Source organism: Arthrobacter sp. N199823 (assembly GCF_002929705.1).
Lineage (GTDB): Bacteria > Actinomycetota > Actinomycetes > Actinomycetales > Micrococcaceae > Specibacter.
Genome location: NZ_PJIN01000001.1, coordinates 756,985 through 781,567, shown reverse-complemented (window position 1 = coordinate 781,567; position 24,583 = coordinate 756,985). Strand labels below are relative to the sequence as shown.

The following is a 24,583-nucleotide window of genomic DNA, read 5'->3' as shown; positions in this document are numbered from 1 at the left end:
GCTACTGGTTACTGCTGGTCGAGGATGTACTGAACGGCCTCGGCGACCGGCACGTTCTCGGCAACGCCAGTGGCGCGGTTCTTGATTTCCACGACGCCGTCTACCAGTCCGCGGCCCACGGCCAGGATGGTGGGGACACCGATGAGCTCGGCATCGCCGAACTTCACACCGGGGGAAACCTTGGGTCGGTCATCGTAAATGACGTCCAATCCCTTGGCTTCAAGATCGGCGGTGAGCTGGGCTGCTGCCTCAAAGATTTCCTCGCCGCGGCCAACAGCCACAACGTGAACATCGGCCGGAGCAACCTGAGCGGGCCAGATCAGGCCCTTGTCATCGTGGTTGGACTCAGCCAGAGCGGCAACGGCGCGGGTAACACCAATGCCGTAGGAGCCCATGGTGACAACGGAGAGCTTGCCGTTCTTATCCAGAACCTTTAGGCCCAATGACTCGGCGTACTTGGTACCCAAGGCGAAGATGTGGCCCATTTCAATGCCGCGGGCAGCTTCAAGGGGGCCGGAGCCGTCGGGAGCGGGATCGCCTTCGCGAACCTGTGCGGCTTCAACGGTGCCATCCCAGGTGAAGTCGCGCCCAGCCACGAGGCCAAACACGTGCTTGCCTTCTTCGTTGGCTCCGGTGATCCAGGTTGTGCCGGAGACCACGCGAGGATCAACCAGGTACAGCAGCTTCGTGGAAGCCTCGGCACCGAGCACAGCAGCATCTAGGCTCAGGCCCGGGCCGATGTATCCCTTGACCAGAAGTTCGTTCTTCTTCAGGTCTGCTTCACCAGCAGCTTCGACGCCTACTTCTCCACCGACGGGCAGGTGCACGCTGATGTTGGCTTCGATGCGCTTAAGGTCGACGTCGCGGTCTCCGGGCAAGCCCACCACCACGATCTGGCGTTCGCCGGTAGGCAGGTCAACAGCCAGAACCACATTCTTCAAGGTGTCAGCTGCCGTCCATTCGCCCTCGGCGCGCGGAGCGTGCTGGTTGGCCGCAGCCACCAACGTGGCAATGGTTGCCGTGTCAGGGGTGTCCAAAACCTGAGCAGCGGGAGCGTTGCTGAAATCGATTTCGGCCGGGACCACGGTGGTCACAGCTTCTACGTTGGCTGCATAGCCTCCGGGTGAACGTACAAAGGTATCTTCACCAACGGCCATCGGGTGCAAGAACTCTTCGCTCTTGGAACCACCCATGGCACCGGCAGTTGCCGTGACGGGGATGATTTCCAATCCGAGGCGCTCAAAGATACGCACGTAGGCAGCGCGGTGAGCCATGTAGCTGGCGTCCAGTCCGGCGTCGTCCATGTCAAAGGAGTAGGAATCCTTCATGATGAACTCGCGGCCACGCAGGAGGCCCGCGCGCGGACGAGCCTCGTCACGGTACTTGTTCTGGATTTGGTACAGGCTCAGCGGCAGGTCCTTGTAGGAGGAGTACAGGTCCTTGACCAGCAGCGTGAACATTTCCTCGTGCGTGGGGGCCAACAAGTAGTCGGCACCTTTGCGGTCCTGCAGGCGGAACAAGTTATCGCCGTATTCCTGCCAGCGATTGGTGGTCTCATACGGTTCGCGAGGAAGCAGGGCGGGGAAGTGCACTTCCTGGGCGCCGATCGCGTCCATTTCCTCACGCACAATGGCTTCGACCTTGCGCAGCACGCGCAGGCCCAGTGGGAGCCAGGTGTAGATACCAGGAGCCGCGCGGCGGATGTAGCCGGCGCGCAGAAGCAGCCGGTGGCTGTCTACCTCGGCGTCTGCGGGATCTTCACGCAGGGTACGTAAAAAGAGGGTGGAAAGGCGAAGTGCCACGCGAAATATTCCATTTCTTGAAGTGGGTGGGCGCCGTCCTCATTCAGGACGAACAGGTACTAATCTACCGGTTCACGCGGCGCCGTGGCACATATTCGCCCCCGAGCTGGGCAAATGCGGAGCCCAGACACAAAGTTCCACCAAAACCGTTCATCATTTGCGCCCAAAGGTGAGCGGCTGCTCCATCCCGATCAGTTGGGCCCACGCGCCCGAGGGGCCCCAAGAGCAGACGCGCCAGCGGCTGTCCCATCCCGATCAGTTGGGCCCACGCGCCCGAGGGGCCCCAAGCGCAGACGCGCCAGCGGCTGCACTTGGGGAGGGCGTGGGGACTAACCGGCTTTGTTCTCCAGTGCCACAAGGACTCCAGCTGTGGCGAAGTATTTGTTGCTGCCGAGTTCGCGGATGGTCTTGATGCCCAAGAGTTCCTTCAGCGCAGCTGCCTTGGCGTCTGTGATTCCTGCCAGTGCTGCCGGTGATGCGTCGAGGATTTCCTTGAGGGACTTGTCCTCAAATTCTTTATCCAATGCCTTTGCCAAATTAACCGAAACTGCCATAACAGTGAGTCCTTTCAGTGTTCCTTTGTTCCACGTGGGTGTGGAAGCTGCATCTAGGCCGTGCAGCAGTGCCAAAGTACGTGTCCTTTCTGTACGTTCGCAAGGACTATCCGATGAATCTCCATGGAACATCTTGCGCAGTCTGGTCCTCTGGCGCACCTCCGTGCTTGCGGAACCGCGCATGCTGGACAGTGCCTCAGTGCGGGTCTAGTTTGAAGTCAGACGCCCCTGACCCTGCAATCTAGGAGGACCGATGTCTCACCGAGCAGTGATGCCGGCCCCGGAGCCACCCTTTGCCCCCGTTCCTGCGGACCCTTCGGGCACCACCGGCCCCGTTAGTGTCAGCGTTGATGGCCTCCGTGTGCACCGAGGAAGGGCCACCGTCCTGGCCAACATCACCTGCAACATTGCGGAGGGGCGAATCACCGGGCTACTGGGCCCTTCCGGCAGCGGAAAAACAACTTTCATGCGCTCCCTCGTGGGGGTCCAGAAGATCGCTGCGGGTTCTGTCACGGTGCTGGGCCGCCCCGCCGGGGACCCTCGCAATAGGCACGACGTCGGCTACGTCACCCAGGGGGCCAGCGTCTACAAGGACCTGAGCGTCTTGGACAACGTCCGCTATTTTGGCTCTGTGCACGGCGGCAGCCGAGCGGACGCACATGCGGTGCTGGCCGCCGTCGGGCTTTCCGAGTTCGCTAAGCGAAAGGCTGGCAACTTATCTGGCGGACAGTTCAGCCGCGTGTCTTTAGCTTGCGCTCTGGTGGGTAAGCCGCGGCTGCTGGTGCTGGATGAACCCACTGTGGGCCTTGATCCGGTGTTACGAGCTGATCTGTGGGAACAGTTTTCGGCCATGGCTGCCGAGGGCACCACGCTGATAATTTCCAGCCACGTCATGGAGGAGGCAGGCCACTGTGATTCGCTCCTGCTGTTACGCGAGGGGATGTTGTTGGCCCAGCTGACCCCGGAACAATTACGTCAAAGCGGCGAAACCGACGATCTGGAGTTGGCTTTTCTGCGTCTGATTCAGGCTGCAGCGGATTCCGAGCGAAAGGTTGGCTCATGAATCTCTCCATGTTGCTCTCCACCTGCCGGCGCGTACTGCTTCAGCTGCGCGGTGACCCCCGAAGCATTGCCATGATTTTGGTAGTGCCCGCCATCTTGCTGGCGCTGGTCTACTGGCTGTACCAAAACGAGACGCTTGCCCCAGGCATGCCCCGCACCTTTGACCGGGTGGGGCTCATGATGCTGGGCATTTTTCCTTTTGTGGTGATGTTCCTTGTCACCTCCATCACCATGCTGCGTGAGCGCACATCTGGCACGCTTGAACGGTTGCTGACCACGCCCATTCACAAGGCGGATCTGCTCTTTGGCTACGCTCTGGCGTTTTCCATCATGGCCACCGCACAAGCTCTGGTAGCCACGGGAACCGCCTACTGGATCTTCGGCATGAAGATTGCGGGCAACGCCGGCTGGGTGGTGTTGATTTCGGTGCTGACAGCGGTTTTGGGTGTGGTGTTGGGGCTTTTGTGTTCGGCGTTTGCCACCACCGAATTCCAGGCCGTGCAATTCATGCCAGTGGTGGTCATCCCGCAGATTCTGTTGTGCGGGCTGTTTGTGGCCAGAGACCAGATGAACGCTGTCCTTGAGGCGATCTCTAACGTCCTGCCGCTGAGTTTCGCGGTGGATGGGCTGCAACAGGTGGCTGCCCATAGCAGCCCCACGGGCCAGCTGGTTAGGGACTTGGTAGTCATGGCCGCGTTCGTGCTGGCTGGGGTGCTTCTGGCGTCCTTGACCTTACGTCGTCGAACCGCCTGACCCGAGACACCTGACCTTAGACATGGGGACCTCTGCCCATCGCGTTATTGCCACCTGCGGACCTAGTGTTGTACTGGTGCGAAGGTCAGAGACGATGGCATGCCAAACGTGACATTGCTCGCCTGAGCCCATGGCTGTCAGCCTTTGAAAGACCGCCACACACTTCGAACACAGCAACTGCAGGAGAGTCAATGAGCAGCAGCCTGCATGGCGCCGATCCGGATGAGCTGCGGGAATTTGCCCGGGCCCTTGACCACGCACATTCGGAGTTAAGACGCATCAACGCCGAGCTGAGTCAACGCATCAGTGGTGACCTGCGCTGGGAAGGCCCCGACGCTTTTGTGTTCAAACACGCTTGGCGTTCCTCTTACTCACCCGTCATCACACAGACGGCCACCATGCTCGAAGAGACATCTGTGCGCGTCAAGGCACAAGCCGCCGAGCAGGAATCCGCCAGCGCGTAGTCCCCACCACCGGCCCGTCACTGCGGCAGCTACCGAACTAGGATTCGCCCAACTCGGCCAACGCACTGCGGCACCACGTCAGCCACGACTTTTCATAAGCGATACCAGCCCGCACCACAGCCAACTGCAACTCTTCCGCTGCGGACCGTGACTTCTCGGCTGGAAAATCCTGCCACTCGATGGCTTGGTACCGTTCCAAAACTTGCCCATGAAGCACCATATGTCGGCGCATCTCATCCGTGACATCCACGCTGCCCAGCACCGCGGCGGCCCGCATCCGCACTAACAATGAGTCTCTGATGGGGCGCATCTCCCCCTCTTGCGCACACCAGCTGGCCAGTTCATCGCGTCCGCCCGCGAGCACCTCGAAGTGGCGCTGCTGTCCACGAGCGGTGGGCAACCCGTGCGCCTTAATCAGGCCATCACCCTCCATCTTCCCTAACTCCCGGTAAATCTGTTGATGCGTGGCCTGCCAAAAGAAGCCCAAGGACTTATCGAATCGCCGCGCCAATTCGGCCCCCGTGCACGGCTTCTCCAACAGCGACGTCAGAATTGCGTGAGTCAGCGACACTAGAGCCGCGCTGCCAAACGCGTACCCTGGTCGATGGCGCGCTTGGCGTCCAACTCGGCAGCCACATCTGCCCCGCCAATCAAATGCACGACGGCGCCCGCAGCTTCCAGCCCCTCCACCAGCTCCCGTCGAGGATCCTGACCGGTGCACAAGATGACAGTATCTACGGGGAGAACCGTGTCGGTGCCGTTGACGCGAAGGTGGAGTCCGGCGTCGTCAATCTTCTGATACTCCACACCCGGAACCATCTGCACACCCTTGTATTTCAGGGCGGTGCGGTGGATCCAGCCGGTGGTCTTGCCCAGCCCGGCGCCAACCTTGCTCTCTTTGCGCTGGAACAGGCCCACGCGGCGCAGGGGCGGTTCCGGAGCGGGATCGGTGATGCCACCGGCGTTGGCGTAGTCGGTGTCGATGCCCCACTCCCGATAGAACTTCTCAGGCACGAGCGTGGCGCTGGGACTGCCCGCGGTGATGTATTCGGCCACGTCGAAGCCGATGCCGCCGGCCCCGAGGATGGCTACATTGGCGCCCACCTCAGCCTTGTCCCGGAGGACGTCGAGGTACGTGAGCACGCTGGGATGGTCCACGCCGTCGATCTCCGGAATCCGTGGAGTGACACCGGTGGCCAGCACGATCTCGTCAAAGCCACCGCCTAGGAGCTTCTCGGTGGTGGCTGTGGTGTTCAGCGCGACGTCCACGCCCAACAGCTGTAGCTGACGGTTGAAGTAGCGGATGGTTTCGTGGAATTCTTCCTTCCCGGGAATCTGCTTGGCAATGTTGAACTGCCCGCCAATCTCCCCCGAACCCTCCATGAGCGTGACCTGATGACCGCGCTGGGCCGCGGTGACGGCAAATGCCAATCCGGCCGGCCCGGCACCCACCACGGCGAATTTTTTGACCGCTGATGTGGCTTCAATGACGATTTCGGTCTCGTGGCAGGCCCGCGGATTGACCAGGCATGAGGACGTTTTACCGACGAACGTGTGATCCAGGCAGGCTTGGTTGCAGGCGATGCAGCTGTTGATCTCATCGCTGCGGCCATCGTGAGCCTTGCGCATGAAGAACGCATCGGCGAGGAATGGGCGGGCCATGGAGACCATGTCGGCCGTGCCGTCGGCAAGGAGCTGCTCTGCGACGTCGGGGGTGTTGATGCGGTTGGTGGTAATCAGGGGAATCTTGACCGAGCCCATGACCTTTTTGGTCACCCAGGCGTAACCGGCGCGTGGCACCGAGGTGGCGATGGTGGGAATGCGTGCTTCATGCCAGCCGATGCCGGTATTGATGATGGTGGCGCCCGCCCTCTCCACGGCCTGGGCCAGTTCGATGACTTCGGGCAGAGTAGAGCCGTCCTCAACGAGGTCCAGCATGGAGAGCCGATAGATGATGATGAAGTTTTCGCCTACTCGTTCGCGGACGCGGCGGACAATTTCCACAGCGAAGCGGATGCGGTTCTCGTAGGATCCGCCCCATTCATCGGTGCGGTGATTGGTTCTCTTGGCGATGAATTCATTGATCAGGTAGCCTTCGGAGCCCATGATTTCCACGCCGTCGTACCCGGCGGATTGCGCCAACTGCGCTGCATGGACGAAGTCCTCGATAGTTTGCTCCACTTCCTCACCTGTCAGCGGTTGTGGGGTGAGCGGACTGATGGGTGCCTGCACGGCACTGGGCGCGACCAGCCCCCGGTGGGATGCGTAACGGCCAAAGTGGAGCAGCTGCAGGGCGATTTTTCCACCCTCGGCATGCACCGCTGCTGTGACGACCCTGTGCTGTTCCGCTTCTTCGACCGTACTGATCTTGGCACCGCCCTTCATGGGCCGGCCAGCTTCATTGGGAGAGATGCCGCCGGTGACCATCAAGGCCACTCCCCCGCGTGCCCGCTCGGCATAGAACGCCGCCATGCGGTCAAAACCACCGGGAAGCTCTTCCAGACCGACGTGCATTGAACCCATCAGCACACGGTTGGGCAGCGTGGTGAATCCTAGGTCCAGCGGGGTAAACAGGTGGGGATATTGGCCAGCATTCATGAAAGCACTCCTTTGCGCAACAAGTTGCATAATCGTATCGCACGGATCGCATCGATGGGAGGCTCGTCACACTCTGAGCCAGCCGAGTGTCCACTTAAGGTACGTTTCCGAGCCGTTTCGGCACCAAACCGTACATTAAGTGGACACTCAAGAGGTGGAATGGCTCAATTCGTCGCCTCGGAGGGCAGCTACAGGACGTCATCGTGCTCCACTGGCCGGATTGGTTAGTGCACTGGGCCGGGTTGGTTGGTCGATTGACTAGGCCCGTTGCAGGGCACAGGCAGAGCAGATAGGCACTGGTGGGGAACGAACCAGCGTGGCTCCGTAGGAAAGGCCCGTCGAGTGTCCACTTGAGGTACGTTTCCGAGCCGTTGCGGCCCCAAACCGTACCGTAAGTGGACACTCGACGGGCCGGGCGACTGAGACTGCAGCCGAGGTTTCAAGGTATGGGGAGGGCTGGAGCTTAGAACAGGACCGTGGCGAAGGTGCCGATTTGTTCAAAGCCCACTCGCTCGTACAAGGCTCTGGCCGCAGTGTTGTAGTCGTTGACGTAGAGGCTGGTCACCGCTGCGTGTTTTTGAGCCAAGGTGACCACGGCCGCCATATATCCCGCGCTCAGTCCCAGTCCGCGGTAGCGCGGATTCATCCAGACGCCTTGGACTTGGCTTGCATGCTCTGTCACGGCACCCAGATCTGCCTTGAAAATGACTTCTCCGTCAGCTTCGACATCACTAAAGGAGAATCCACTGCTGATCAACCAGGCGACCCGCCGGCGATAGTTGGCCTCGCCGCCCAGGAATGGTGAGTATCCAACTTCTTCTTCAAACATGGCTGCGGCGGCCAGCAGGACGTCGCTGAATTGTCTGCTCTCGCTGACAGTCAAGGCAAGATTCGGCTCTACATGGGGCGGCCCAGAAATGCTCAACAGAGGTTGATTGGCTCGGATCTCCTGCGCTGAAATGCTGGCTTCCTGAAGCACATCCATGATGGCCAAAGTGGCATCGGCCGGGCCGAAGATGGAGGCATGCGGCTGCCAATGATCCAGAATCCACCGCCCAAAGGCGCGGGCATTGTCTACGGAAGCTTCTATAGGAACCACATTGGAACCTACCCAACAAGCGGCAGCCAAGTTCACGCCGTCGTTCTCGAAAGAGCCCAACATGACGGCCCCAGGAAAAGCCGGAGCGGCACTGTTGTATTGCTTGATGAGCGAGTCGGCAAAGACATTGGCGACGCGGTCGCGCGCGATCAGCCGCCGGAGCGCGTCCGTGTCCCGGTGACCAAGGACGCGCACCGGTTCGTGGCGAGTCTCCTTAGGAGACGCTAACCACGGGGCCACCTTGGAGAGTCGCGTCATCGGCATCGGACTCCATCTGTTCGGCTAGTTTCATCGCTTCTTCAATGAGTGTCTCAACAATTTGATCTTCAGGAACAGTCTTGATGACTTCTCCCTTCACAAAAATCTGGCCCTTGCCGTTTCCGGAGGCCACACCCAGGTCAGCCTCGCGGGCTTCGCCGGGGCCGTTGACAACGCAGCCCATGACAGCAACGCGCAAGGGAACTTCCATTCCCTCTAGTCCAGCGGTGACTTCTTCAGCCAACTTGTACACGTCAACCTGGGCTCGGCCGCACGACGGGCAGGAGACAATTTCCAGCTTGCGCGGGCGCAGGTTCAGCGACTGCAGGATCTGGTTGCCCACCTTGATCTCCTCAACCGGCGGTGCGGAGAGTGAGACGCGGATGGTGTCACCAATGCCCTTGGCAAGCAGGGCGCCAAACGCTGTGGCGGACTTGATGGTGCCCTGGAATGCTGGTCCGGCCTCGGTGACGCCGAGGTGCAACGGCCAGTCGCCCTGTTCGGCGAGCAATTCGTAGGCGGCAACCATGATGACGGGGTCATTGTGCTTGACCGAAATCTTGAAGTCATGGAAGCCATGTTCTTCAAAGAGTGAGGCTTCCCAGACGGCCGATTCAACGAGTGCCTCGGGGGTTGCCTTGCCGTACTTCTTCATGATGCCCGGCTCGAGCGAACCAGCATTGACGCCGATGCGGATGGACGTGCCGTGATCTTTGGCCGCCATGGCGATCTGCTTGATCTGGTCGTCGAACTTGCGGATGTTACCGGGGTTCACACGAACAGCGGCACAGCCAGCTTCAATAGCCGCAAAGACGTACTTGGGCTGAAAGTGGATGTCTGCAATGACGGGGATCTGCGACTTGCGGGCAATGATGGGCAAGGCGTCTGCATCATCCTGCGACGGGCAGGCAACACGGACGATGTCACAACCAGAAGCAGTGAGCTCTGCGATCTGCTGCAGCGTGGCGTTGATGTCAGTGGTGGGGGTGGTTGTCATCGACTGGACGCTGATAGGCGAATCGGAGCCCACACCCACGGGGCCGACCTTGATTTGCCGAGTTTTACGACGGGGCGCAAGAACGGGCGGTGGCAACGGCGGCATGCCGAGACTGACGGAGGTCAAAATATTCTCCTAAGAGTTCATCTAATCAAAGGGTGCGGCAGCAACGCCGTTTTGTGGCGCCGCAAAACGTTTCTCACAGCATCTACCTACGATTGTAGGCTCGATGTCTGCTTTTCACTGACTGGCAGGGATCGGTTGCCAGTGACCTTTATCCCAAGTAACCGCTGAGCTTGCCAATCACCGGGTTCCAGCCGGAAATCTTCAAACCGGTGACACCGCCGCCAAGGGTCATGGGATCCTGTGCAACCAAGTCCTGAACCGCTTCCTGGCTCTCGGCACGGAAGATCAGCAGGGCTCCGGCACCATCGGCGTAGGGGCCCGATGCGAGCACAACGTCAGCTTCAGCCAAGGCATTGAGCCATTCACGGTGCCGGGGGCGGTGTTCCACGCGGGCTTCTTCAGCTTCTGGACCATAGACATATTCGACAGCAAAGATAGACATCTGTTTACCCTATAACAGGAGCGCTTTGGTCAGCACCGCAACACTGGCAGCCCACAGCATGGATGCCAACGTGCCAATGATGAACCGTTCACTGGCAGCTGGCGTATCCTTCAACTCCGGATACCTGCCAAGGCCCTTGATGGCCACCACATAGGCGATAGCTACAGGCTGTCCAGAAAGAATGGCCACCGCCACGGCTGCACGTTCTAGGCAACCGATCAGCAGACCGCCACGCAACACTTCGGTTTTGGGTGCTGACGGCGCTGACGGTGTGGCGGATTCCGATGGCGTGGCGGCTTCAGGCGCTGTTTCAAGCGCTGTTTCGGGCGGGTTTTCCGTGTGGGGATCGCCAGCCGGCAAGGTTTCGGAAGCAGTTTCCGGGCCCGAGCCGTCGAGCTCACCGGACGCCTGCCCGTCAGCTTCGGCCGCGTCCGCAGCCCGCACTGTTTTGGAGCGGGCGAGCCTGAGAATTCCGGCCGTCACCGGCCAACCGCCAAAAACGGCCACCACTAGTGCCCCAGCTATCCACAACGCTTCCATACATACTCCCTTGCATCAGCAACCGCCCGTTGGGTCCCTAGACATTTTCATAGTTGAAATCTACCGGGTGCCACTGACATTTAAGCCGCGCAGAGCTTCTTCTAGAAGAAGTGCCGCGGCACGCCGCCCTGCCAGCTCTTCCTGCCGACCAGAGCGGAATATTGACTTACTGACGGCCTGCGGACTGATCTCCAGCTGCTGGGCAATTTGTTTTTGGGCCACTCCAGGAGCCGCGTCAAGTGCGTCTATGACTCGCCATTCAGCGTCGGAACGCTTCCTGACCACATCACCTAGGAGCACTAAAACACCTTCTGCGGCCGCAGCCCATTGCGCAGCTGCTGAAACGGGTGTCCGCACGCACAATGGGACGCGATCTCCTGTTTTTTTAGCGGCTTCAACAGCCTCCCGTGCTGCAACAAAGGCATTGCCCGAGGCTTCTCTGGAACTTTTCGGCAACGGCAGGTCAACTGCACCTAGTCCAATGCCGATGTACCAGTCACGTTCCCGAAGAACTCGAGTCACCGTCTCGACAACCACCTCCGGATCCGCGAGGACACCTTGAACCTCATCACCCACGGACCGCTCGAACCCCAGAACTGCGTCCACATCAGAAAGGAGCGCCAAAAGTCCCGGAACCCTGTCGCCGTGGGTGCGACTGCCGCGTTGGTCAATGGTCAAAACAAACATGACTAAACCGTAATCGATTGTTTAGTACATATCAACCATTTTGAGGTGCCACTTTGTAGGGCGTCCTGACTCGCAAGCAGCTCGCAACCCAGCGCCAGCGCGGCCGGACACACTAACCGAAGATGTTAACCGGCTTGACGATGTCAGCGTAGATCAACAGGGCACCCATGCCAATCAGCACCACGGCCGCCACGTAGGTCACGGGAAGCAACTTGGCGATGTCGAACGGGCCCGGATCCTTGCGCTTGAACACCTTGGCAGCAAAACGCCGCACACCTTCGTAGAGCGCACCGAGGACGTGTCCGCCGTCGAGCGGTAATAGCGGGATCAAGTTGAACACAAACAGCGCCAGGTTGACCCCGGCCAGCAAGCTGATCAGTGTGGCAACGCGGGAGCTCACGGGAATCTGCTCCATGGCCGCAACCTCGCCGGCCACGCGCCCCACACCAACCACCGAGATGGGGCCATTGGGGTCACGCGGTTCGGCGCTGAAGGCCGCCTGGGCTACACCCACCAGCTTCTGCGGCAGTTGGAAAACAACGCCACCAATCTGGACAATGTTTTCCCCCACCGTAGGAAGAACGCTCGACGCCGGTTGCCGCACCATAGCTGAGGTGGGCCCAACGCCAAGGAAGCCTGCCTGGACGGTGACGGCGGTTCCTGACGCATCCACTTCTGCCTGGCCGTTTGAGCCAATGACGGGACGGGCGGTCAAGACCGGGGTGATGGTGGTGGAGATGGACTGGCCAGCACGCTCGTAGACCAGCGGCACTGTCTTACCAGCTGAAGCTCGCACTTGCTCTGTGAACGCGGCCCAGTCCGTAACATCCTTGCCGTCAAAGGAGGTGATGACATCTCCGGGCTTCAGCCCAGCGGCAGCGGCCGGAGTCTTGGTGCAGTTACTTAAGTCGGTTGGCACGGGTTCGCCGTAGGCAACTTGGCAGGCGTTGACCTCGGAGACTGTGGTGGTTGCCTGAGCCATACCAAAGCCCATCAGCAAGACACCCATGAGCACCACGCCAATGAGCAGGTTCATGACCGGTCCACCGAGCATGATGATGATTTTCTTCCACACGGGGAGCTTGTAGAAGACGCGGTTGGCGTCCTCCGGCCCCACTTCCTCATGGGCTGCGCTGCGTGCCTCGGTGGCCAAGGTTTGGAACATGCCGGTACTCGAGGGCCGAACGCTGCCGTCAGTGGGATTCGGCGGGTACATGCCGACCATGGCCACGTAGCCGCCAGCCGGAATGGCTTTGATGCCGTACTCGGTTTCACCCTTTTTGCGCGACCAGACGGTGGGGCCAAAGCCAATCATGTACCGGGTAACCCGGACCTTAAACAGCTTGGCAGGCAACAAGTGCCCCACCTCGTGCAGCGCGATGGAAAGGGCAATGCCGACGGCTACAAAAAGCACTCCGCCAATGAAAAGCAAAACAGTCACAATTTACTTCCTGCGTTCAATTTTTTTGGCCAAATAGCTTTCTCAGCCCTTAGCGGCCAGCAGCTCGTTGGCGCGTGCGCGTGCCCACACTTCAGCTTCCAACACGGTGTGGAGCGTCAGCTGCGAACTGGGTGTGTGTTCACTGAGAACTTGAGCAATAGTGTCCACAATGTCCAAGAAGCTTATCCGGCCTGCATGGAAGGCATGGACCGCTTCCTCGTTGGCGGCGTTATAGACGGCGGGGCAGGTACTCCCCCGCCGGGCCGCATCCTTGGCAAGTTCGACGGCGGGAAACGCCACGTTATCGAGTGGTTCAAACGTCCACGTGGCAGCCTTGCTCCAGTCACACGGTGCCGACGCACCGGGAACCCGGTCCGGCCACCCCATGCCCAAAGCGATAGGTAGACGCATATCCGGCGGCGAGGCTTGAGCAATCGTTGATCCATCAGTGAACTGCACCATGGAATGGACCACGGATTGGGGATGCACCACGGCCTCGATCCGATCCAGCGGAACGTCAAAGAGGAGATGAGCCTCGATGACTTCAAGCCCTTTGTTTACCAGCGTGGCCGAGTTGGTGGTGACCATCATGCCCATGTCCCAGGTGGGGTGCTTGAGAGCCTGGGCCGGCGTCACGTCGGCGAGCTCTTCCCGGCTGCGGCCACGGAACGGTCCGCCAGACGCTGTCACAATGAGCTTGTCCACCTCCCCTGCAGCCCCTGAACGGAGTGCCTGAGCCAGGGCGGAGTGTTCGGAATCAACGGGCACCAGCTGCCCGGGAGATGCCGCGTCCTTGACCAACGCACCACCCACAATGAGCGATTCCTTGTTGGCCAACGCCAAAATGGCCGGCGTAGCCAGCGCTGCGAGAGTCGGTGCCAGGCCGATGGATCCGGTGATGCCATTAAGCACCACATCGGCTGCATCAGCCGAGCCCGCACCCCAGGCCGCGATAACGGTTGAAGCGTCCGGGCCGGTGAAGATCTCAGGGCTGAAGTCACCCAAGCCAGCGGCGGCGGCACCTGCCTCAATCAGTGAACGCAAGGTCCCGGCGTCGTCCGCTGCAGTACCCACGGCCAAAACCCGCAGGTGCACGGCTTGGTTAGCCAACAGCTCAAGATTTCCGCCGCCAGCGCTGATGGCGGTGACGCTGAAGCGCGGCGTACCGTCGGGGAGCGCGGAACGGTCGACGACGTCAATCGCCTGCGTGCCGATGGAACCTGTTGAGCCGAGGATGATCACTTTACGATGCGTCATGCTTACCAGTATTCCGCACTTGCGCCGTGATGCGGGCCGCCAACTTCCTACATGGGCTGGCCTACCAGAGGCCGCGCTCAATGGCCGCATCACGGATCTTGCGCAGGGAGTTGCGCAATTGCAACTGCTCGTCGGCCGTGAGCGGGTCAAAAATTGTTTCGCGCACCATGGTGACATGGCCCGGTGCCGCGGCCCTGACAACGTTCCAGCCCTGAGGCGTCAGCGTGATCTCCTGCCCGCGTCCGTCGGCACTGACAGCACAACGCCCCAGCAGCCCTTTGCCCTCCATGCGCCGCAGCAGATGGGAAACACGGGATTTTTCCCAGCCGAGGATCCTGGCAAGGTCGCCTGAGCGGACGCCGTCGGCTGGAGCTTCGGAGACGGCGGCCAGAACGGCATATTCTCCGCCTGACATCCCGGCCTCTTGATGCAACTGCCTGTCGGTGGCGCGCGGCAACCCGGAGGTGAATTCACGCAGCTCCAACCAGGTGACTTGCTCCTCGGGACTGAGCCAACGGGGCTCGGACATGATGTGTCTCACATTCATAGAAAAGTTAGTTGACACATCAATCTTCTCGCGCAATGATTGAAACATCAAGTTTTAGTTGACGCGTCACCTACTCAAGGGTGCGGGTCTCCACCTCACAAGGAGCATCTCACATGACTAAGATCGCCATCGTCACAGGTTCAACTCGTCCCGGCCGTAACAACTCAGGAGTTGCTGAGTGGGTATTGGCTCAGGCCAAGCTCCGCGGAGACGCTGACTACGAACTCGTTGACATTGCCGACTTCAACCTGCCGCTCCTGGATGAGGCTTACCCCGCCGCGTACCAGAACTACCAGAACGAACACACCATGGTCTGGGCCGCAAAGATGAACGAGTTCGGCGGCTACATCTTCATCACCGGCGAGTACAACCACTCCGTACAGCCCGCTCTGGCTAACGCCATCTCCTACCTGAACGCTGAGTTCAACAACAAGGCTGCCGGCATGGTGGGTTACGGCTCCGCTTACGGTGCGCGTGCCATGGAGCACCTGCGCGGTATCCTCTCCGAACTCCAGGTTGCCCACGTTCAGAAGACCGGCATGTTCTCCCTCTTCACCGACTTCGAGAACTTCTCCGTCTTCAAGCCCACCGAGCAGCAGGCCGCCTCGGTTGAGCCCATGTTCGATCAGCTGGTTTCCTGGACCAACGCCATGAAGACCGTGCGCGAAGGCGCCCTGGCCGCGGTCTAAGTTCCACCCGCCCCGACGCCGCACCACATTCCGGCTGGTTTCGGGGCACGCCGCACCATCTTCCGGTTTTGAGCTCGACGGCGGGAGGCCACCTTATCTGGTGGCCTCCCGCCGTCGTACTTTAAACTTCCCGGCGCGGCCACTGAAACGCTGCCAGTCCCGAAAACGCCAACAGCCCCGCGCCGCCCATCATCCAGAGGAACGTTCCGCCAACGTCCCCAGACGCCCCTCGGCTGAGCCGAAGGACAGCATGACCGCCTCGGCGTAGGCAAGTATCACGGCGAACACCGACAGGGCCACCAGATGCGCCGTTGGATACCACCCAACTCAGCAGCATGCTGCACAGCAGGGACAGGACAGCCAAGGCGGACGGAACCAGGCTGATCCGCTGCTTGACGTTCATGTCCGCAAGGGACACCTGTCCGGGGTCTGGGTAATCGTCCACGATGGCAACTCCTCGTCAGGTGGTTGAAGTCTGTGCCACGCGGAAACTGGTGATGCGGCGTTCGCGATAAACCACCGGAAAGTGATGCGGCGTTCGCGATAAACCGCCGGAAAGTGATGCGGCGTCGGCTAAGGGGTGGCGCGGCGCAGGGTTTGCCTTGCGTGGAGCAGGATGGGGCCATCCACCATCTGGCCCTTGAACGCGAACACACCCGTGCCGGCTGCCTCTGCGGCCGCCAACAACTCCCGGGCTCCGGCAACCGAAGCCTCCGACGGCCGGTAGGCATCCCTGATCACGGCAACCTGCGACGGGTGGATGCACGCCTTGGCGCCGAAACCACTCGCCACCGCATCCTCGGATTCCTCGGCCAATCCCGCAAGATCGGCAAAGTCTGCGTAGATGGAGTCGATGGCCACCTTGCCCGCCGCTCCGGCAGCCAACAATAGCTGCGAGCGCGCGTGGAGTGCCACGGCCCGGTACTGGCCAGCCCTAGCGCCGGCAGCGAAGCGGCTGGAGGTCCCGCCCAAGGAAGCCACCAAATCTTCGGCTCCCCACATGAGTCCCACCACGTTGGGCAGTTTCGCCAACTCCGGTGCCACCATGATCCCGGCCGCGCTCTCACACAGCACAACCACGGCGTACTCGGACAGGGCAGCAATGGCGGCCGGATCACAGGCCTTGGCCACCATAATGGTCCGGAACGGGCTGCGCGCCAATGCGGCCAGGTCCAAGGCGGCGTCGGCCGTGTCCAGGGCGTTGATGCGCACCATGGTGGTGGCCGGATCCAGCGTGCTGACCACCATATTTTCCCGGGCCTGCGCCTTGGCGCTTGGCGCCACGGCATCTTCGAGGTCGATGATGACGGCATCGGCACGATCTGCCGCCTTGGCAAAGCGTTCGGGCCGGTCTGCCGGGGCAAACAGCAGCGCCGGGCCCATAGTGAAGTCCTGGCTCACAGAAATGGTGAACTCCTTAGTGTTGATCGGTTGGCTTGAGCCAAAAAAGTGCTGTTCGGCTGGCTTTTCCAACCACGACGCCGGATTGGTTCCGTCCGATGTGTTCCATCACCACAATCCCCTGCCCCGGCCGGGATTCCGAGAGCCGCTTCTCCGTCACCACCGTCTCGGTGTACAGGGTATCGCCGTGAAACAGCGGGTGCGGGAAGGAAATATCGCTCATGCCCAGCTGGGCCACGATGGTGCCCTGGGTCAGCTGGGCTACGGACTGTCCCACCATGGTGGAGAGCGTGAACATGGAGTTCATGAGCCTTTGGCCAAAGGGCTGCTGGGCACTCCACGCAGCGTCCAGATGCAGGGCTTGGGTGTTCATGGTCATGGTGGTGAACAGGACGTTATCTGCCTCCGTCATCGTGCGCCCGGGCCGGTGCTGGTACACCGTACCGATCTGTAACTCATCAAAGTACAGCCCGCGCTGCATCACTACCCGGGGTTCCTGAGATTCCCGATCCGAAGTTGCGGATTGGGCAGGGGCAGCGTGCACCTTATGGTCCTTGGGGTGGCCTTCGTTTTCCTCATTCATACGTTGTCCACATCATGCATCTCCAGGTTCAGCGGGGCTCCCGTGGCGGCAACAATCTGCTCCACTGTGACATCTGGGGCCAGCTCCTTCAAAACGAGTCCATCGGCTGTCACCTCAATAACAGCCAGGTCCGTCACGATTAAGTCCACACACCCTTTCCCGGTCAGCGGCAAGGTGCACTCGGAGACAATCTTGGGATTGCCATCCCTATCCGTGTGTTCCATCATGACAATGAGCTTCTTGGCGCCAAACACCAGGTCCATGGCACCGCCCATGCCCTTGACCATCTTGCCAGGGATCATCCAGTTAGCCAGGTCTCCATTGGCCGCGACCTGCATGGCGCCCAGTACCGCGACATCCACATGGCCCCCGCGGACCATGCCAAAGGAGAGCGCCGAGTCAAAGAACGCGGCCCCCTTATTGACGGTGACGGTTTCCTTGCCGGCATTGATCAGATCAGGGTCGACGTCGGACTCGGCAGGATAGGGCCCTGTCCCCAGAATCCCGTTCTCAGAGTGCAGCACCACCTCCACCCCTGCGGGGATGAAGTTGGGGATGAGCGTGGGCATGCCAATCCCCAAGTTCACGTACTGCCCGTTGTGCAGCTCCTGTGCCACCCGAGCAGCGAGCTCGTTACGTGTGAGTGCCATGGTTACGCTTCCTGTCCGTTGGTGCCAGCCGGAGCGGAGTCCGGTTCAGCTTGCACGGTCCGCTTTTCAATGCGCTTTTCACTGCCGGGAGATCCTGCTGGGATGTGAACCACGCGTTGGACGAAGATGCCGGGAACGTGGATGTGTTCGGGATCCAACGCCCCCGGTTCCACTAATTCCTCCACCTCGGCAATGGTGATCTTCCCGGCCATGGCGCACAGCGGGTTGAAGTTCATGGCAGTGGCGTGGAAGATGAGGTTCCCGTGGCGGTCGCCCTTCCATGCGTGCACCAACGCAAAGTCCGGGGTGAGCGATTCCTCCAGTACAAACTCTGCCGTCCCAAAGGTGCGTACTTCCTTGGGTGGCGAGGCTATCGCAACCCCGCCGGCGCCGTCGTACTTGCGCGGCAGGCCACCTTCGGAGACCTGGGTTCCTACACCTGCCGCGGTGTAAAACGCAGGGATGCCAGCTCCTCCGGCCCGCAACTTCTCCGCGAGTGTGCCCTGCGGGGTCAGCTCCACCTCGAGCTCACCGGCGAGGAACTGGCGGGCAAATTCCTTGTTCTCCCCCACATAGGAGGAGACGGTGCGGCGGATGCGCCCGTCGCTGAGCAGGATGCCAAGTCCCCAATCGTCTACGCCGCAGTTATTGGAAATGGTCTCCAGCCCAGAGGTGCCGGCGTCGTGCAGGGCGCCAATGAGCGCCACGGGGATGCCGCACAGGCCAAAACCGCCGACGGCGAGCGATGCGCCGTTATGAATGTCGTGGATTGCGGCGGCCGGGGATGCAACTACTTTGTTGATCATGGCGGGTGCCTTTCGGGTGGCTTAGAGGCCCAATTCGCGGGCGATGAGCATCAGCTGGACTTCCGTGGTTCCTTCGCCAACCTCCAGGATCTTTGAATCGCGGTAGTGGCGGGCTACGGAGAACTCGTTGATGAAGCCGTAACCGCCGAATACTTGTGTGGCATCCCGGGCGTTATCCATGGCTGCCTCACTTGCGACCATCTTAGCGATGGCAGCTTCGGTCTTGAAGGGCTTGCCGGCGAGCATGCGTGAGGCGGCGTCGTAGTAGGCCAGCCTGGCCACATGGGCGCGAGACTGCATGCGGGCGATCTTGAAGGAGATGCCCTGGTAGTGGCCAATGTTGTGGCCGAAGGCGCTGCGTTCCTTGGCATACCGAACAGCCTCATCGACGCAGCCTTGGGCGGCGCCGGTGGCCAAGGCGGCGATGGCAATGCGCCCCTCATCCAAGATGGATAGGAAGTTGGCGTAGCCGCGGCCTCGCTCACCCAGCAGGTTTTCCTCTGGGACACGGACACCAGCAAAGGTGAGCGGGTGGGTGTCGGAAGCGTTCCAACCCACCTTGTTGTACGCCTTCTCCACCGTGAAACCAGGGGTCCCATTGGGCACGATGATGGTGGAAATCTCCTTCTTCAGGCTTCCATCTGCCCGTTCCGAGGTACCGGTGACGGCTGTGACGGTGACGAACTTGGTGATGGACGTGCCGGAGTTGGTGATGAACTGCTTGGAGCCGTCAATGACCCATTCGCCATTCTCCAGCCGGGCCTTGGTGGCGGTTCCCCCGGCGTCGGATCCGGCGTCGGGCTCGGTCAGGCCGAAGCCTGCGAGCGCCTCTCCGCTAGTCAACGCAGGCAGCCATTGCTCCTTCTGCGCCCGCGTGCCGAAGCGGTGCACCGGCATGGCTCCCAAGGACACCCCCGCTTCGAGGGTGATGGCCACCGACTGGTCCACCCGCCCCAACTGTTCCAGCGCTAGAGAAAGGGCAAAGTAGTCCCCGCCCATGCCGCCGAATTCTTCAGGGAATGGCAGGCCGAACAGGCCCAGCTCCCCCATCTGTGCCACGACCTCGTAGGGGAAACTATGTTCCTCGTCGTGCTTGGCAGAGACCGGAGCCACCACGGTGTCAGCAAATTCGCGCACCATGTCGCTGAGGGCCTGGTACTCGTCGTTGAGTTCAAAGTTTGGCACTGTCATTCCCCTTCAGGGCTTGTTGTTGACTTGTCTTCTGGTGCGGGTGCACCGGCGTCTGGCGTTACGGTGGCAACCACCTGGTCCGCCTTGACCAGCGAGCCCACGCTGACGCCAATGTGCACGGTCCCGGCCATGGGGGCTGTGATCTGGTGTTCCATCTTCATGGCTTCGACCGCCAACAGCACGGTCCCGGCCTCCACCCGCTCCCCCGTTTTGGCGTTGACCACGGTGACTGTGCCGGGCATGGGGCTGCGTAGTTGGGGATCGGCCGCGGCGTCCTCCCGTTCCAGCCCGGCCAGCATGCGTGCCGTGGCCGCATCACGGTCTAGGCGTTCCAGCGCAACGCTCCACCCGCCGGATCCCAGGAACACGGTGTCCCCGGCCACGGCAACCTGGTAGCCGTCCATCGACGCCGGCAATTCCTGGACGCTCTCGCCCAGGCCGTTGACGCGCACGACGCCGAGACCTTCCGTACCGCTGACCGTTGCCACGCCGGTGCGGCCGGGTGCCGCCCAGGTGCTGCGCCAGGGTGCCGCGTCTCCGAGCCGCCAGTTGTCGCTCCTTTGCCACGGTCGAAGCGGCGGAGGAGCCGGTGTTCCCGTAGGCGGCGTAAAGGAGACCGAGGCCGCCAGCGGCCGATTGGTCGGATAGCCGCCGAGGGAATTCCGGGCCGCAGCCGCACTTACCCGTGCCGCGAATGCCGCGGCGGCATACTCTGCGGCACCTGTCGCGCGGAACATCATGTCCGGCAGTTTGCGTTCAATGAGGTTGGTGTCGAGGCGGCCAGCCCGGACGTCGGGGTCGGCCAGGAGCAGGCGCAAGTATTCGACGTTGGTGGGAACGCCCAGGACCACGTAGTCGGCCAAAGCGGCATCGAGTCGCTCCAGCGATTGCGTCCTGTCGCTCCCCCAAGCGATGACCTTGGCCAGCATGGGGTCGTAGTTGGATGTGATCTCGAGGCCCCGCACCAAGGAGCTGTCAACACGAACGCCGGGGCGCAGCGCTACAGACTCATCTAGCCCAACGATGGTTCCGGTGGCGGGCAGGAATCCCTCGGATGGTTGTTCCGCATACACACGCGCCTCAACAGCATGGCCCTCAAGCGTGACATCGGCCTGGCCGAAGTCGAGCTTCTCCCCGGCCGCAATCCGCAGCTGCCACGCCACCAGGTCCAGTGCCTCGCCACGCACCCGAGCCACCATCTCTGTGACGGGGTGCTCCACCTGCAGGCGGGTGTTCATCTCCATGAAGAAGAACTCATCCGGGCGGTCGTCCGAGACAAGGAACTCCACAGTTCCCGCACCCGTGTAGTTGACGCTCGCTGCTGCCGCACAAGCTGCGGCACCAAGCCGCGCACGGATAGCTGATCCGTCCGCCAACCCAGAGAGTAGCGGCGAGGGAGCCTCCTCGATGACTTTTTGGTGACGGCGTTGCAGCGAACATTCTCGCTCGCCCAGGTGTACGACACTGCCAAAGGTGTCGCCGAGGATCTGCACCTCAATATGGCGCGGGTTGGCCACGAGGCGTTCCAGGAACAGGGTGTCGTCACCAAAGGACGCAGCGGCAACGCGCCGGGCCGTGGCCAGGGTGGCAGGCAGTTCCTCAGCGCCGAACACACTGTGCATGCCCTTGCCGCCACCACCGGCGGAGGGCTTGATGAGCAGCGGATAGCCTATGTCAGCGGCCGCCGCAATCAAGTCAGCGTCCGTGAGCCCGGGCTCGGAGATGCCGGGCACCACGGGCACGCCAGCGGCGGATACATGGTTTTTGGAGCGAATCTTGTCGCCCATGACATTCAGGGCCTCAATGTTCGGCCCAATGAAGACGATGCCGGCAGCATCCAGGGCCTTTGCGAAGTCGAGGTTTTCGGACAGGAAGCCGTAGCCCGGGTGCACGGCCTGAGCACCCGACGCACGGGCAGCCTCGACGACGGCCGCAATGTTCAGGTAGCTCTCACTCGCCGCGGCGGGACCGATAGACAGCGCCAAATCGGCCTCGCGCACGTGGCGGGCCCCGGCGTCGGCCTCTGAATAAATGGCAACGGAACGGATCCCCTGAGCGCGCAAAGTGCCGATGACGCGGCAGGCAATCTCTCCTCGATTGGCCACCAGGACGGTGCCAAAAAGGACTGTGTCAAAAAGTGGTGTGTCAGCAGCTTCAGTCATGGTGGCTCACATCCTAAAGAGACCGAAGGAGGTCTCCGGCAGCGGGGTTCTGGCGCACACGTCTAGGGCCAGGCCCAGGACGGTGCGGGTGTCGGCAGGGTCAATGATGCCGTCGTCCCAGAGACGGGCGGTGGAATAGTAGGGGCTGCCCTGGTGCTCATATTGGGCCAGGATGGGAGCCTTGAACTCGGCTTCCTCCGCGGCGGACCAGTCGTGGCCGCTGCGTTCGTGCGCATCTCGCTTGACCGTGGCCAACACGGAGGAGGCCTGGTTGCCGCCCATGACGGAGATCCGCGCCGCCGGCCACATCCACAGGAAACGGGGGCTATAGGCTCGCCCGCACATGGAGTAATTGCCGGCACCAAAGGACCCGCCCACAATGACTGTCAGCTTCGGCACGCGGGCCGTTGCGACGGCGGTGACCATCTTGGCGCCGTGTTTGGCGATGCCGCCGTGTTCGTAGTCCTTGCCAACCATGAAGCCGTTGAGGTTTTGTAGGAAGATCAGCGGGATGCCTCGTTGGTCGCACAACTCGATGAAATGCGCACCCTTCAGGGCCGATTCGCTGAACAGCACGCCGTTGTTGGCCACGATGCCCACCGGATGGCCATGAAGTGTGGCAAATCCGGTAACCAGAGTGGTGCCGTAGTTCTTCTTGAATTCGTGGAACTTGCTGCCGTCCACCAGCCGGGCGATGACCTCTCGGATGTCATAGGGCGTGTTCAGGTCCGTGGGGACAGCACCGTAGAGCTCTGAAGGCTCGACGGCGGGCGCCTGCGGGTCGGTGAGCGCCCAGGCCGGTGCCGGATTGGGCGGGAACGTGGAGACAATGTCGCGGATGATGGACAGAGCGTGCTCATCGTTTTCGGCGAGATGATCCACGACGCCCGAGATGCCCGCGTGCACCTCGCCGCCGCCCAGCTCCTCCGCAGTCACGATCTCGCCGATGGCTGCCTTCACGAGCGGCGGACCGCCGAGGAAGATGGTGCCCTGGTTGCGCACAATGACTGTCTCATCGCTCATGGCCGGCATGTACGCCCCGCCCGCGGTGCAGGAGCCCATGACGGCGGCAATCTGCGGGATTTTTCGGGCCGACATTTGGGCTTGGTTGAAGAAGATCCGGCCAAAGTGCTCCTTGTCCGGGAACACCTCATCCTGCTTGGGCAGAAACGCGCCACCGGAATCCACCAGATAAATACAGGGCAGCCTGTTTTCGAGCGCAATCTCCTGCGCACGCAGATGCTTCTTGACCGTCAGCGGATAGTAGGTGCCGCCCTTGACCGTGGCGTCGTTGCACACGACCATGACGTGGCGGCCCGCAACCACGCCGATGCCGGCGATGACCCCGGCGCCGGGGGACGCGCCGTCGTACATCTCATGTGCGGCAAGCGGTGAAATCTCCAGGAACGGGCTGCCGTCATCCAGCAGGTGGTTCACCCGGTCCCGGGGCAGCAGCTTGCCGCGGGAGACATGACGCTGGCGCGACTTTTCCGGCCCGCCCTGCGCCGTGGTGCGCAAATGCCCGCGCAATTCCTCCACCAGGGCCCGCTGCGCAGCGTCATTGCCCGCAAACGCCTCCCCTGCTGGCTCTATCTGGCTCCGCAAAGTCTCCATCGACCCTCATCTGCTCCGTGAGCGATACACTAAGTTAATAACCACTAACTGAGTTTCAGGTTAGTCTTTCTATTCTGTGATGTCCAGCACAGAGGGAGTCATGAGTTCACAACCAACTACAGCCCGCACGCAAGCCAAGGCCGAACGCCGCACAGTGCTCCTACGCTCCGCCGCGACCTTGTTCGCCCAGCGCGGTTTCAATGGCGTCTCCATCGAGGACTTGGGAGCCGCCGCCGGAGTCAGCGGGCCAGCCGTATACCGGCACTTCGACGGCAAACAGGCACTGCTCGGGGCGCTGTTGGTGGAGGTCAGCGAGGACCTTTTATCCAGCGGCCGGGCAGTCCTGAATGCCACGCACGACGACGGTGCCTCCCTGCGAGCGCTGGTGGCCTTCCAGGTTGACTTCGCATTGAACAAGCCCGATGTGATCCGGGTTCAGGACAGAGACTTTGACAGTTTGGGCACTGCCGACAGGGCCGCCGTGAGATCCTTGCAGCGCGCCTACGTTGAGCTCTGGGTCGAGGTGTTGGGCAGGCTTTTTCCGGAGCGGGCCGTGACAGTGCGCCGCCTGCAAGCCCATGCGGCTTTCGGTCTGATCAACTCCACCCCTTACAGCGTGCGCATCCACGGCGAGCGGGATGCTACGGCCCGGCAGGTGCTAGAAGCCATGGCCTGGGCGGGGTTGACCGGCACATAGCCACGGGCGGGGCATCAGTCCCCACGCCGTCGCCCGGATGGCGTTCGAGCTGTTGCTCCGTGACGGTGATCGAGCAAAAATGATCCCGATTTCGCCTGATGAGACCGAAATATCGTTATCATCAGGCGGAATCGGGATCATTTGCTGGGCCAAGGTGCCCAAA

At 61.4% G+C, this 24,583-nt stretch carries 25 protein-coding genes; 5 read left to right on the top strand and 20 right to left on the bottom strand.

All coding sequences use genetic code 11. The annotated features are described in order from the left end of the window. Positions 1–8: 8 nt before the first annotated feature. Positions 9–1,802: a proline--tRNA ligase gene (locus tag CXQ93_RS03400; protein ID WP_104109028.1), complete on the bottom strand. Its 1,794-nt coding sequence runs from the start codon at positions 1,800–1,802 to the stop codon at positions 9–11. Positions 1,803–2,131: 329 nt separating this feature from the next. Beyond that, entirely contained in the window at positions 2,132–2,356 is a 225-nt protein-coding gene (locus CXQ93_RS03395) for a hypothetical protein (protein WP_104109207.1), read from the bottom strand. Between the two features lie 253 nt (positions 2,357–2,609). Between CXQ93_RS03395 and CXQ93_RS03390 the strand changes: the two genes are divergently transcribed. The 3 genes from CXQ93_RS03390 (at position 2,610) to CXQ93_RS03380 (ending at position 4,635) form a co-directional block, all read left to right on the top strand. Continuing rightward, positions 2,610–3,419: an ABC transporter ATP-binding protein gene (locus tag CXQ93_RS03390; RefSeq protein ID WP_258068557.1), complete on the top strand. Its 810-nt coding sequence runs from the start codon at positions 2,610–2,612 to the stop codon at positions 3,417–3,419. Further along, positions 3,416–4,171 (top strand): ABC transporter permease, encoded by a 756-nt coding sequence (locus CXQ93_RS03385; RefSeq protein ID WP_181036031.1) that lies wholly within the window; start codon positions 3,416–3,418, stop codon positions 4,169–4,171. Before CXQ93_RS03390 ends, CXQ93_RS03385 begins: the two co-directional genes overlap by 4 nt. 191 nt (positions 4,172–4,362) lie before the next feature. Next, entirely contained in the window at positions 4,363–4,635 is a 273-nt protein-coding gene (locus CXQ93_RS03380; protein ID WP_104109026.1) for a hypothetical protein, read from the top strand. A gap of 37 nt (positions 4,636–4,672) precedes the next feature. Here CXQ93_RS03380 and CXQ93_RS03375 read toward each other — a convergent pair whose 3' ends face one another. The 10 genes from CXQ93_RS03375 to CXQ93_RS03330 form a co-directional block, all read right to left on the bottom strand. Then, entirely contained in the window at positions 4,673–5,206 is a 534-nt protein-coding gene (locus CXQ93_RS03375) for a PadR family transcriptional regulator (protein ID WP_104109025.1), read from the bottom strand. Next, positions 5,206–7,233, bottom strand: a complete 2,028-nt coding sequence (locus tag CXQ93_RS03370; protein WP_104109024.1) for an FAD-dependent oxidoreductase — start codon at positions 7,231–7,233, stop codon at positions 5,206–5,208. Before CXQ93_RS03370 ends, CXQ93_RS03375 begins: the two co-directional genes overlap by 1 nt. A gap of 463 nt (positions 7,234–7,696) precedes the next feature. After that, the gene (locus CXQ93_RS03365; protein WP_308470598.1) at positions 7,697–8,596 is read right to left on the bottom strand and encodes a GNAT family N-acetyltransferase; all 900 of its coding nucleotides are present in this window, start codon (positions 8,594–8,596) and stop codon (positions 7,697–7,699) included. Next, positions 8,547–9,713 (bottom strand): flavodoxin-dependent (E)-4-hydroxy-3-methylbut-2-enyl-diphosphate synthase, encoded by a 1,167-nt coding sequence (gene ispG / locus CXQ93_RS03360; protein ID WP_062290751.1) that lies wholly within the window; start codon positions 9,711–9,713, stop codon positions 8,547–8,549. The genes CXQ93_RS03365 and ispG overlap by 50 nt, the downstream gene beginning before the upstream one ends. Before the next feature lie 148 nt (positions 9,714–9,861). Continuing rightward, positions 9,862–10,155 carry a YciI family protein gene (locus CXQ93_RS03355; protein ID WP_104109022.1) on the bottom strand — a complete coding sequence of 98 codons (294 nt, stop codon included), beginning with the start codon at positions 10,153–10,155 and terminating at the stop codon, positions 9,862–9,864. Between the two features lie 9 nt (positions 10,156–10,164). Beyond that, positions 10,165–10,695, bottom strand: a complete 531-nt coding sequence (locus CXQ93_RS03350) for a hypothetical protein (protein WP_104109021.1) — start codon at positions 10,693–10,695, stop codon at positions 10,165–10,167. A gap of 60 nt (positions 10,696–10,755) precedes the next feature. After that, complete coding sequence (locus CXQ93_RS03345) at positions 10,756–11,382, bottom strand: helix-turn-helix domain-containing protein (protein ID WP_104109020.1); 627 nt, start codon at positions 11,380–11,382, stop codon at positions 10,756–10,758. A 112-nt stretch (positions 11,383–11,494) separates the two neighbouring features. Next, entirely contained in the window at positions 11,495–12,826 is a 1,332-nt protein-coding gene (locus CXQ93_RS03340) for an RIP metalloprotease (protein WP_104109019.1), read from the bottom strand. Positions 12,827–12,865: 39 nt separating this feature from the next. Next, on the bottom strand, positions 12,866–14,080 hold the full coding sequence (dxr, locus tag CXQ93_RS03335; protein WP_104109018.1) for a 1-deoxy-D-xylulose-5-phosphate reductoisomerase: 1,215 nt from the start codon (positions 14,078–14,080) through the stop codon (positions 12,866–12,868). A gap of 61 nt (positions 14,081–14,141) precedes the next feature. Continuing rightward, on the bottom strand, positions 14,142–14,609 hold the full coding sequence (locus CXQ93_RS03330; RefSeq protein WP_104109205.1) for a MarR family winged helix-turn-helix transcriptional regulator: 468 nt from the start codon (positions 14,607–14,609) through the stop codon (positions 14,142–14,144). Positions 14,610–14,740: 131 nt separating this feature from the next. On the opposite strand from CXQ93_RS03330, the gene CXQ93_RS03325 reads away from it, so the two are divergent. Continuing rightward, positions 14,741–15,316 carry an NADPH-dependent FMN reductase gene (locus CXQ93_RS03325; RefSeq protein ID WP_104109017.1) on the top strand — a complete coding sequence of 192 codons (576 nt, stop codon included), beginning with the start codon at positions 14,741–14,743 and terminating at the stop codon, positions 15,314–15,316. 121 nt (positions 15,317–15,437) lie between these two features. Here CXQ93_RS03325 and CXQ93_RS03320 read toward each other — a convergent pair whose 3' ends face one another. From CXQ93_RS03320 to CXQ93_RS03285, 8 genes are all read right to left on the bottom strand, one after another. Continuing rightward, positions 15,438–15,761 carry a hypothetical protein gene (locus CXQ93_RS03320; RefSeq protein ID WP_104109016.1) on the bottom strand — a complete coding sequence of 108 codons (324 nt, stop codon included), beginning with the start codon at positions 15,759–15,761 and terminating at the stop codon, positions 15,438–15,440. Positions 15,762–15,889: 128 nt separating this feature from the next. Next, the gene (locus CXQ93_RS03315; protein WP_104109015.1) at positions 15,890–16,699 is read right to left on the bottom strand and encodes a CoA ester lyase; all 810 of its coding nucleotides are present in this window, start codon (positions 16,697–16,699) and stop codon (positions 15,890–15,892) included. Between the two features lie 34 nt (positions 16,700–16,733). Further along, the gene (locus CXQ93_RS03310) at positions 16,734–17,198 is read right to left on the bottom strand and encodes a MaoC family dehydratase (RefSeq protein WP_256939472.1); all 465 of its coding nucleotides are present in this window, start codon (positions 17,196–17,198) and stop codon (positions 16,734–16,736) included. Between the two features lie 98 nt (positions 17,199–17,296). After that, positions 17,297–17,950, bottom strand: coding sequence for a CoA transferase subunit B (locus CXQ93_RS03305; RefSeq protein ID WP_104109013.1), 654 nt, complete (start codon positions 17,948–17,950; stop codon positions 17,297–17,299). A gap of 2 nt (positions 17,951–17,952) precedes the next feature. After that, positions 17,953–18,756: a CoA transferase subunit A gene (locus CXQ93_RS03300; RefSeq protein WP_104109012.1), complete on the bottom strand. Its 804-nt coding sequence runs from the start codon at positions 18,754–18,756 to the stop codon at positions 17,953–17,955. Positions 18,757–18,777: 21 nt separating this feature from the next. Continuing rightward, positions 18,778–19,941, bottom strand: a complete 1,164-nt coding sequence (locus CXQ93_RS03295) for an acyl-CoA dehydrogenase family protein (protein WP_104109204.1) — start codon at positions 19,939–19,941, stop codon at positions 18,778–18,780. Between the two features lie 2 nt (positions 19,942–19,943). Continuing rightward, entirely contained in the window at positions 19,944–22,109 is a 2,166-nt protein-coding gene (locus CXQ93_RS03290; RefSeq protein WP_104109011.1) for a biotin carboxylase N-terminal domain-containing protein, read from the bottom strand. Between the two features lie 6 nt (positions 22,110–22,115). Then, positions 22,116–23,723, bottom strand: coding sequence for a carboxyl transferase domain-containing protein (locus CXQ93_RS03285; protein WP_104109010.1), 1,608 nt, complete (start codon positions 23,721–23,723; stop codon positions 22,116–22,118). Between the two features lie 100 nt (positions 23,724–23,823). Here CXQ93_RS03285 and CXQ93_RS03280 point away from each other — a divergent pair, with 100 nt between their 5' ends. After that, entirely contained in the window at positions 23,824–24,420 is a 597-nt protein-coding gene (locus CXQ93_RS03280) for a TetR/AcrR family transcriptional regulator (RefSeq protein WP_258068556.1), read from the top strand. Positions 24,421–24,583: the final 163 nt, after the last annotated feature.

Coding starts and splice junctions, on each gene's coding strand:
- CXQ93_RS03315 (WP_104109015.1), bottom strand. CDS start 16,699: ATGGGCCCGGCGCTGCTGTTTGCCCCGGCAGACCGGCCCGAACGCTTT.
- CXQ93_RS03280 (WP_258068556.1), top strand. CDS start 23,824: ATGAGTTCACAACCAACTACAGCCCGCACGCAAGCCAAGGCCGAACGC.
- CXQ93_RS03350 (WP_104109021.1), bottom strand. CDS start 10,695: ATGGAAGCGTTGTGGATAGCTGGGGCACTAGTGGTGGCCGTTTTTGGC.
- dxr (WP_104109018.1), bottom strand. CDS start 14,080: ATGACGCATCGTAAAGTGATCATCCTCGGCTCAACAGGTTCCATCGGC.
- CXQ93_RS03355 (WP_104109022.1), bottom strand. CDS start 10,155: ATGTCTATCTTTGCTGTCGAATATGTCTATGGTCCAGAAGCTGAAGAA.
- CXQ93_RS03390 (WP_258068557.1), top strand. CDS start 2,610: ATGTCTCACCGAGCAGTGATGCCGGCCCCGGAGCCACCCTTTGCCCCC.
- CXQ93_RS03285 (WP_104109010.1), bottom strand. CDS start 23,723: ATGGAGACTTTGCGGAGCCAGATAGAGCCAGCAGGGGAGGCGTTTGCG.
- CXQ93_RS03385 (WP_181036031.1), top strand. CDS start 3,416: ATGAATCTCTCCATGTTGCTCTCCACCTGCCGGCGCGTACTGCTTCAG.
- CXQ93_RS03365 (WP_308470598.1), bottom strand. CDS start 8,596: ATGCCGATGACGCGACTCTCCAAGGTGGCCCCGTGGTTAGCGTCTCCT.
- CXQ93_RS03325 (WP_104109017.1), top strand. CDS start 14,741: ATGACTAAGATCGCCATCGTCACAGGTTCAACTCGTCCCGGCCGTAAC.
- CXQ93_RS03300 (WP_104109012.1), bottom strand. CDS start 18,756: ATGATCAACAAAGTAGTTGCATCCCCGGCCGCCGCAATCCACGACATT.
- CXQ93_RS03330 (WP_104109205.1), bottom strand. CDS start 14,609: ATGTCCGAGCCCCGTTGGCTCAGTCCCGAGGAGCAAGTCACCTGGTTG.
- CXQ93_RS03290 (WP_104109011.1), bottom strand. CDS start 22,109: ATGACTGAAGCTGCTGACACACCACTTTTTGACACAGTCCTTTTTGGC.
- CXQ93_RS03395 (WP_104109207.1), bottom strand. CDS start 2,356: ATGGCAGTTTCGGTTAATTTGGCAAAGGCATTGGATAAAGAATTTGAG.
- CXQ93_RS03345 (WP_104109020.1), bottom strand. CDS start 11,382: ATGTTTGTTTTGACCATTGACCAACGCGGCAGTCGCACCCACGGCGAC.
- CXQ93_RS03310 (WP_256939472.1), bottom strand. CDS start 17,198: ATGCAGCGCGGGCTGTACTTTGATGAGTTACAGATCGGTACGGTGTAC.
- CXQ93_RS03380 (WP_104109026.1), top strand. CDS start 4,363: ATGAGCAGCAGCCTGCATGGCGCCGATCCGGATGAGCTGCGGGAATTT.
- CXQ93_RS03370 (WP_104109024.1), bottom strand. CDS start 7,233: ATGAATGCTGGCCAATATCCCCACCTGTTTACCCCGCTGGACCTAGGA.
- CXQ93_RS03305 (WP_104109013.1), bottom strand. CDS start 17,950: ATGGCACTCACACGTAACGAGCTCGCTGCTCGGGTGGCACAGGAGCTG.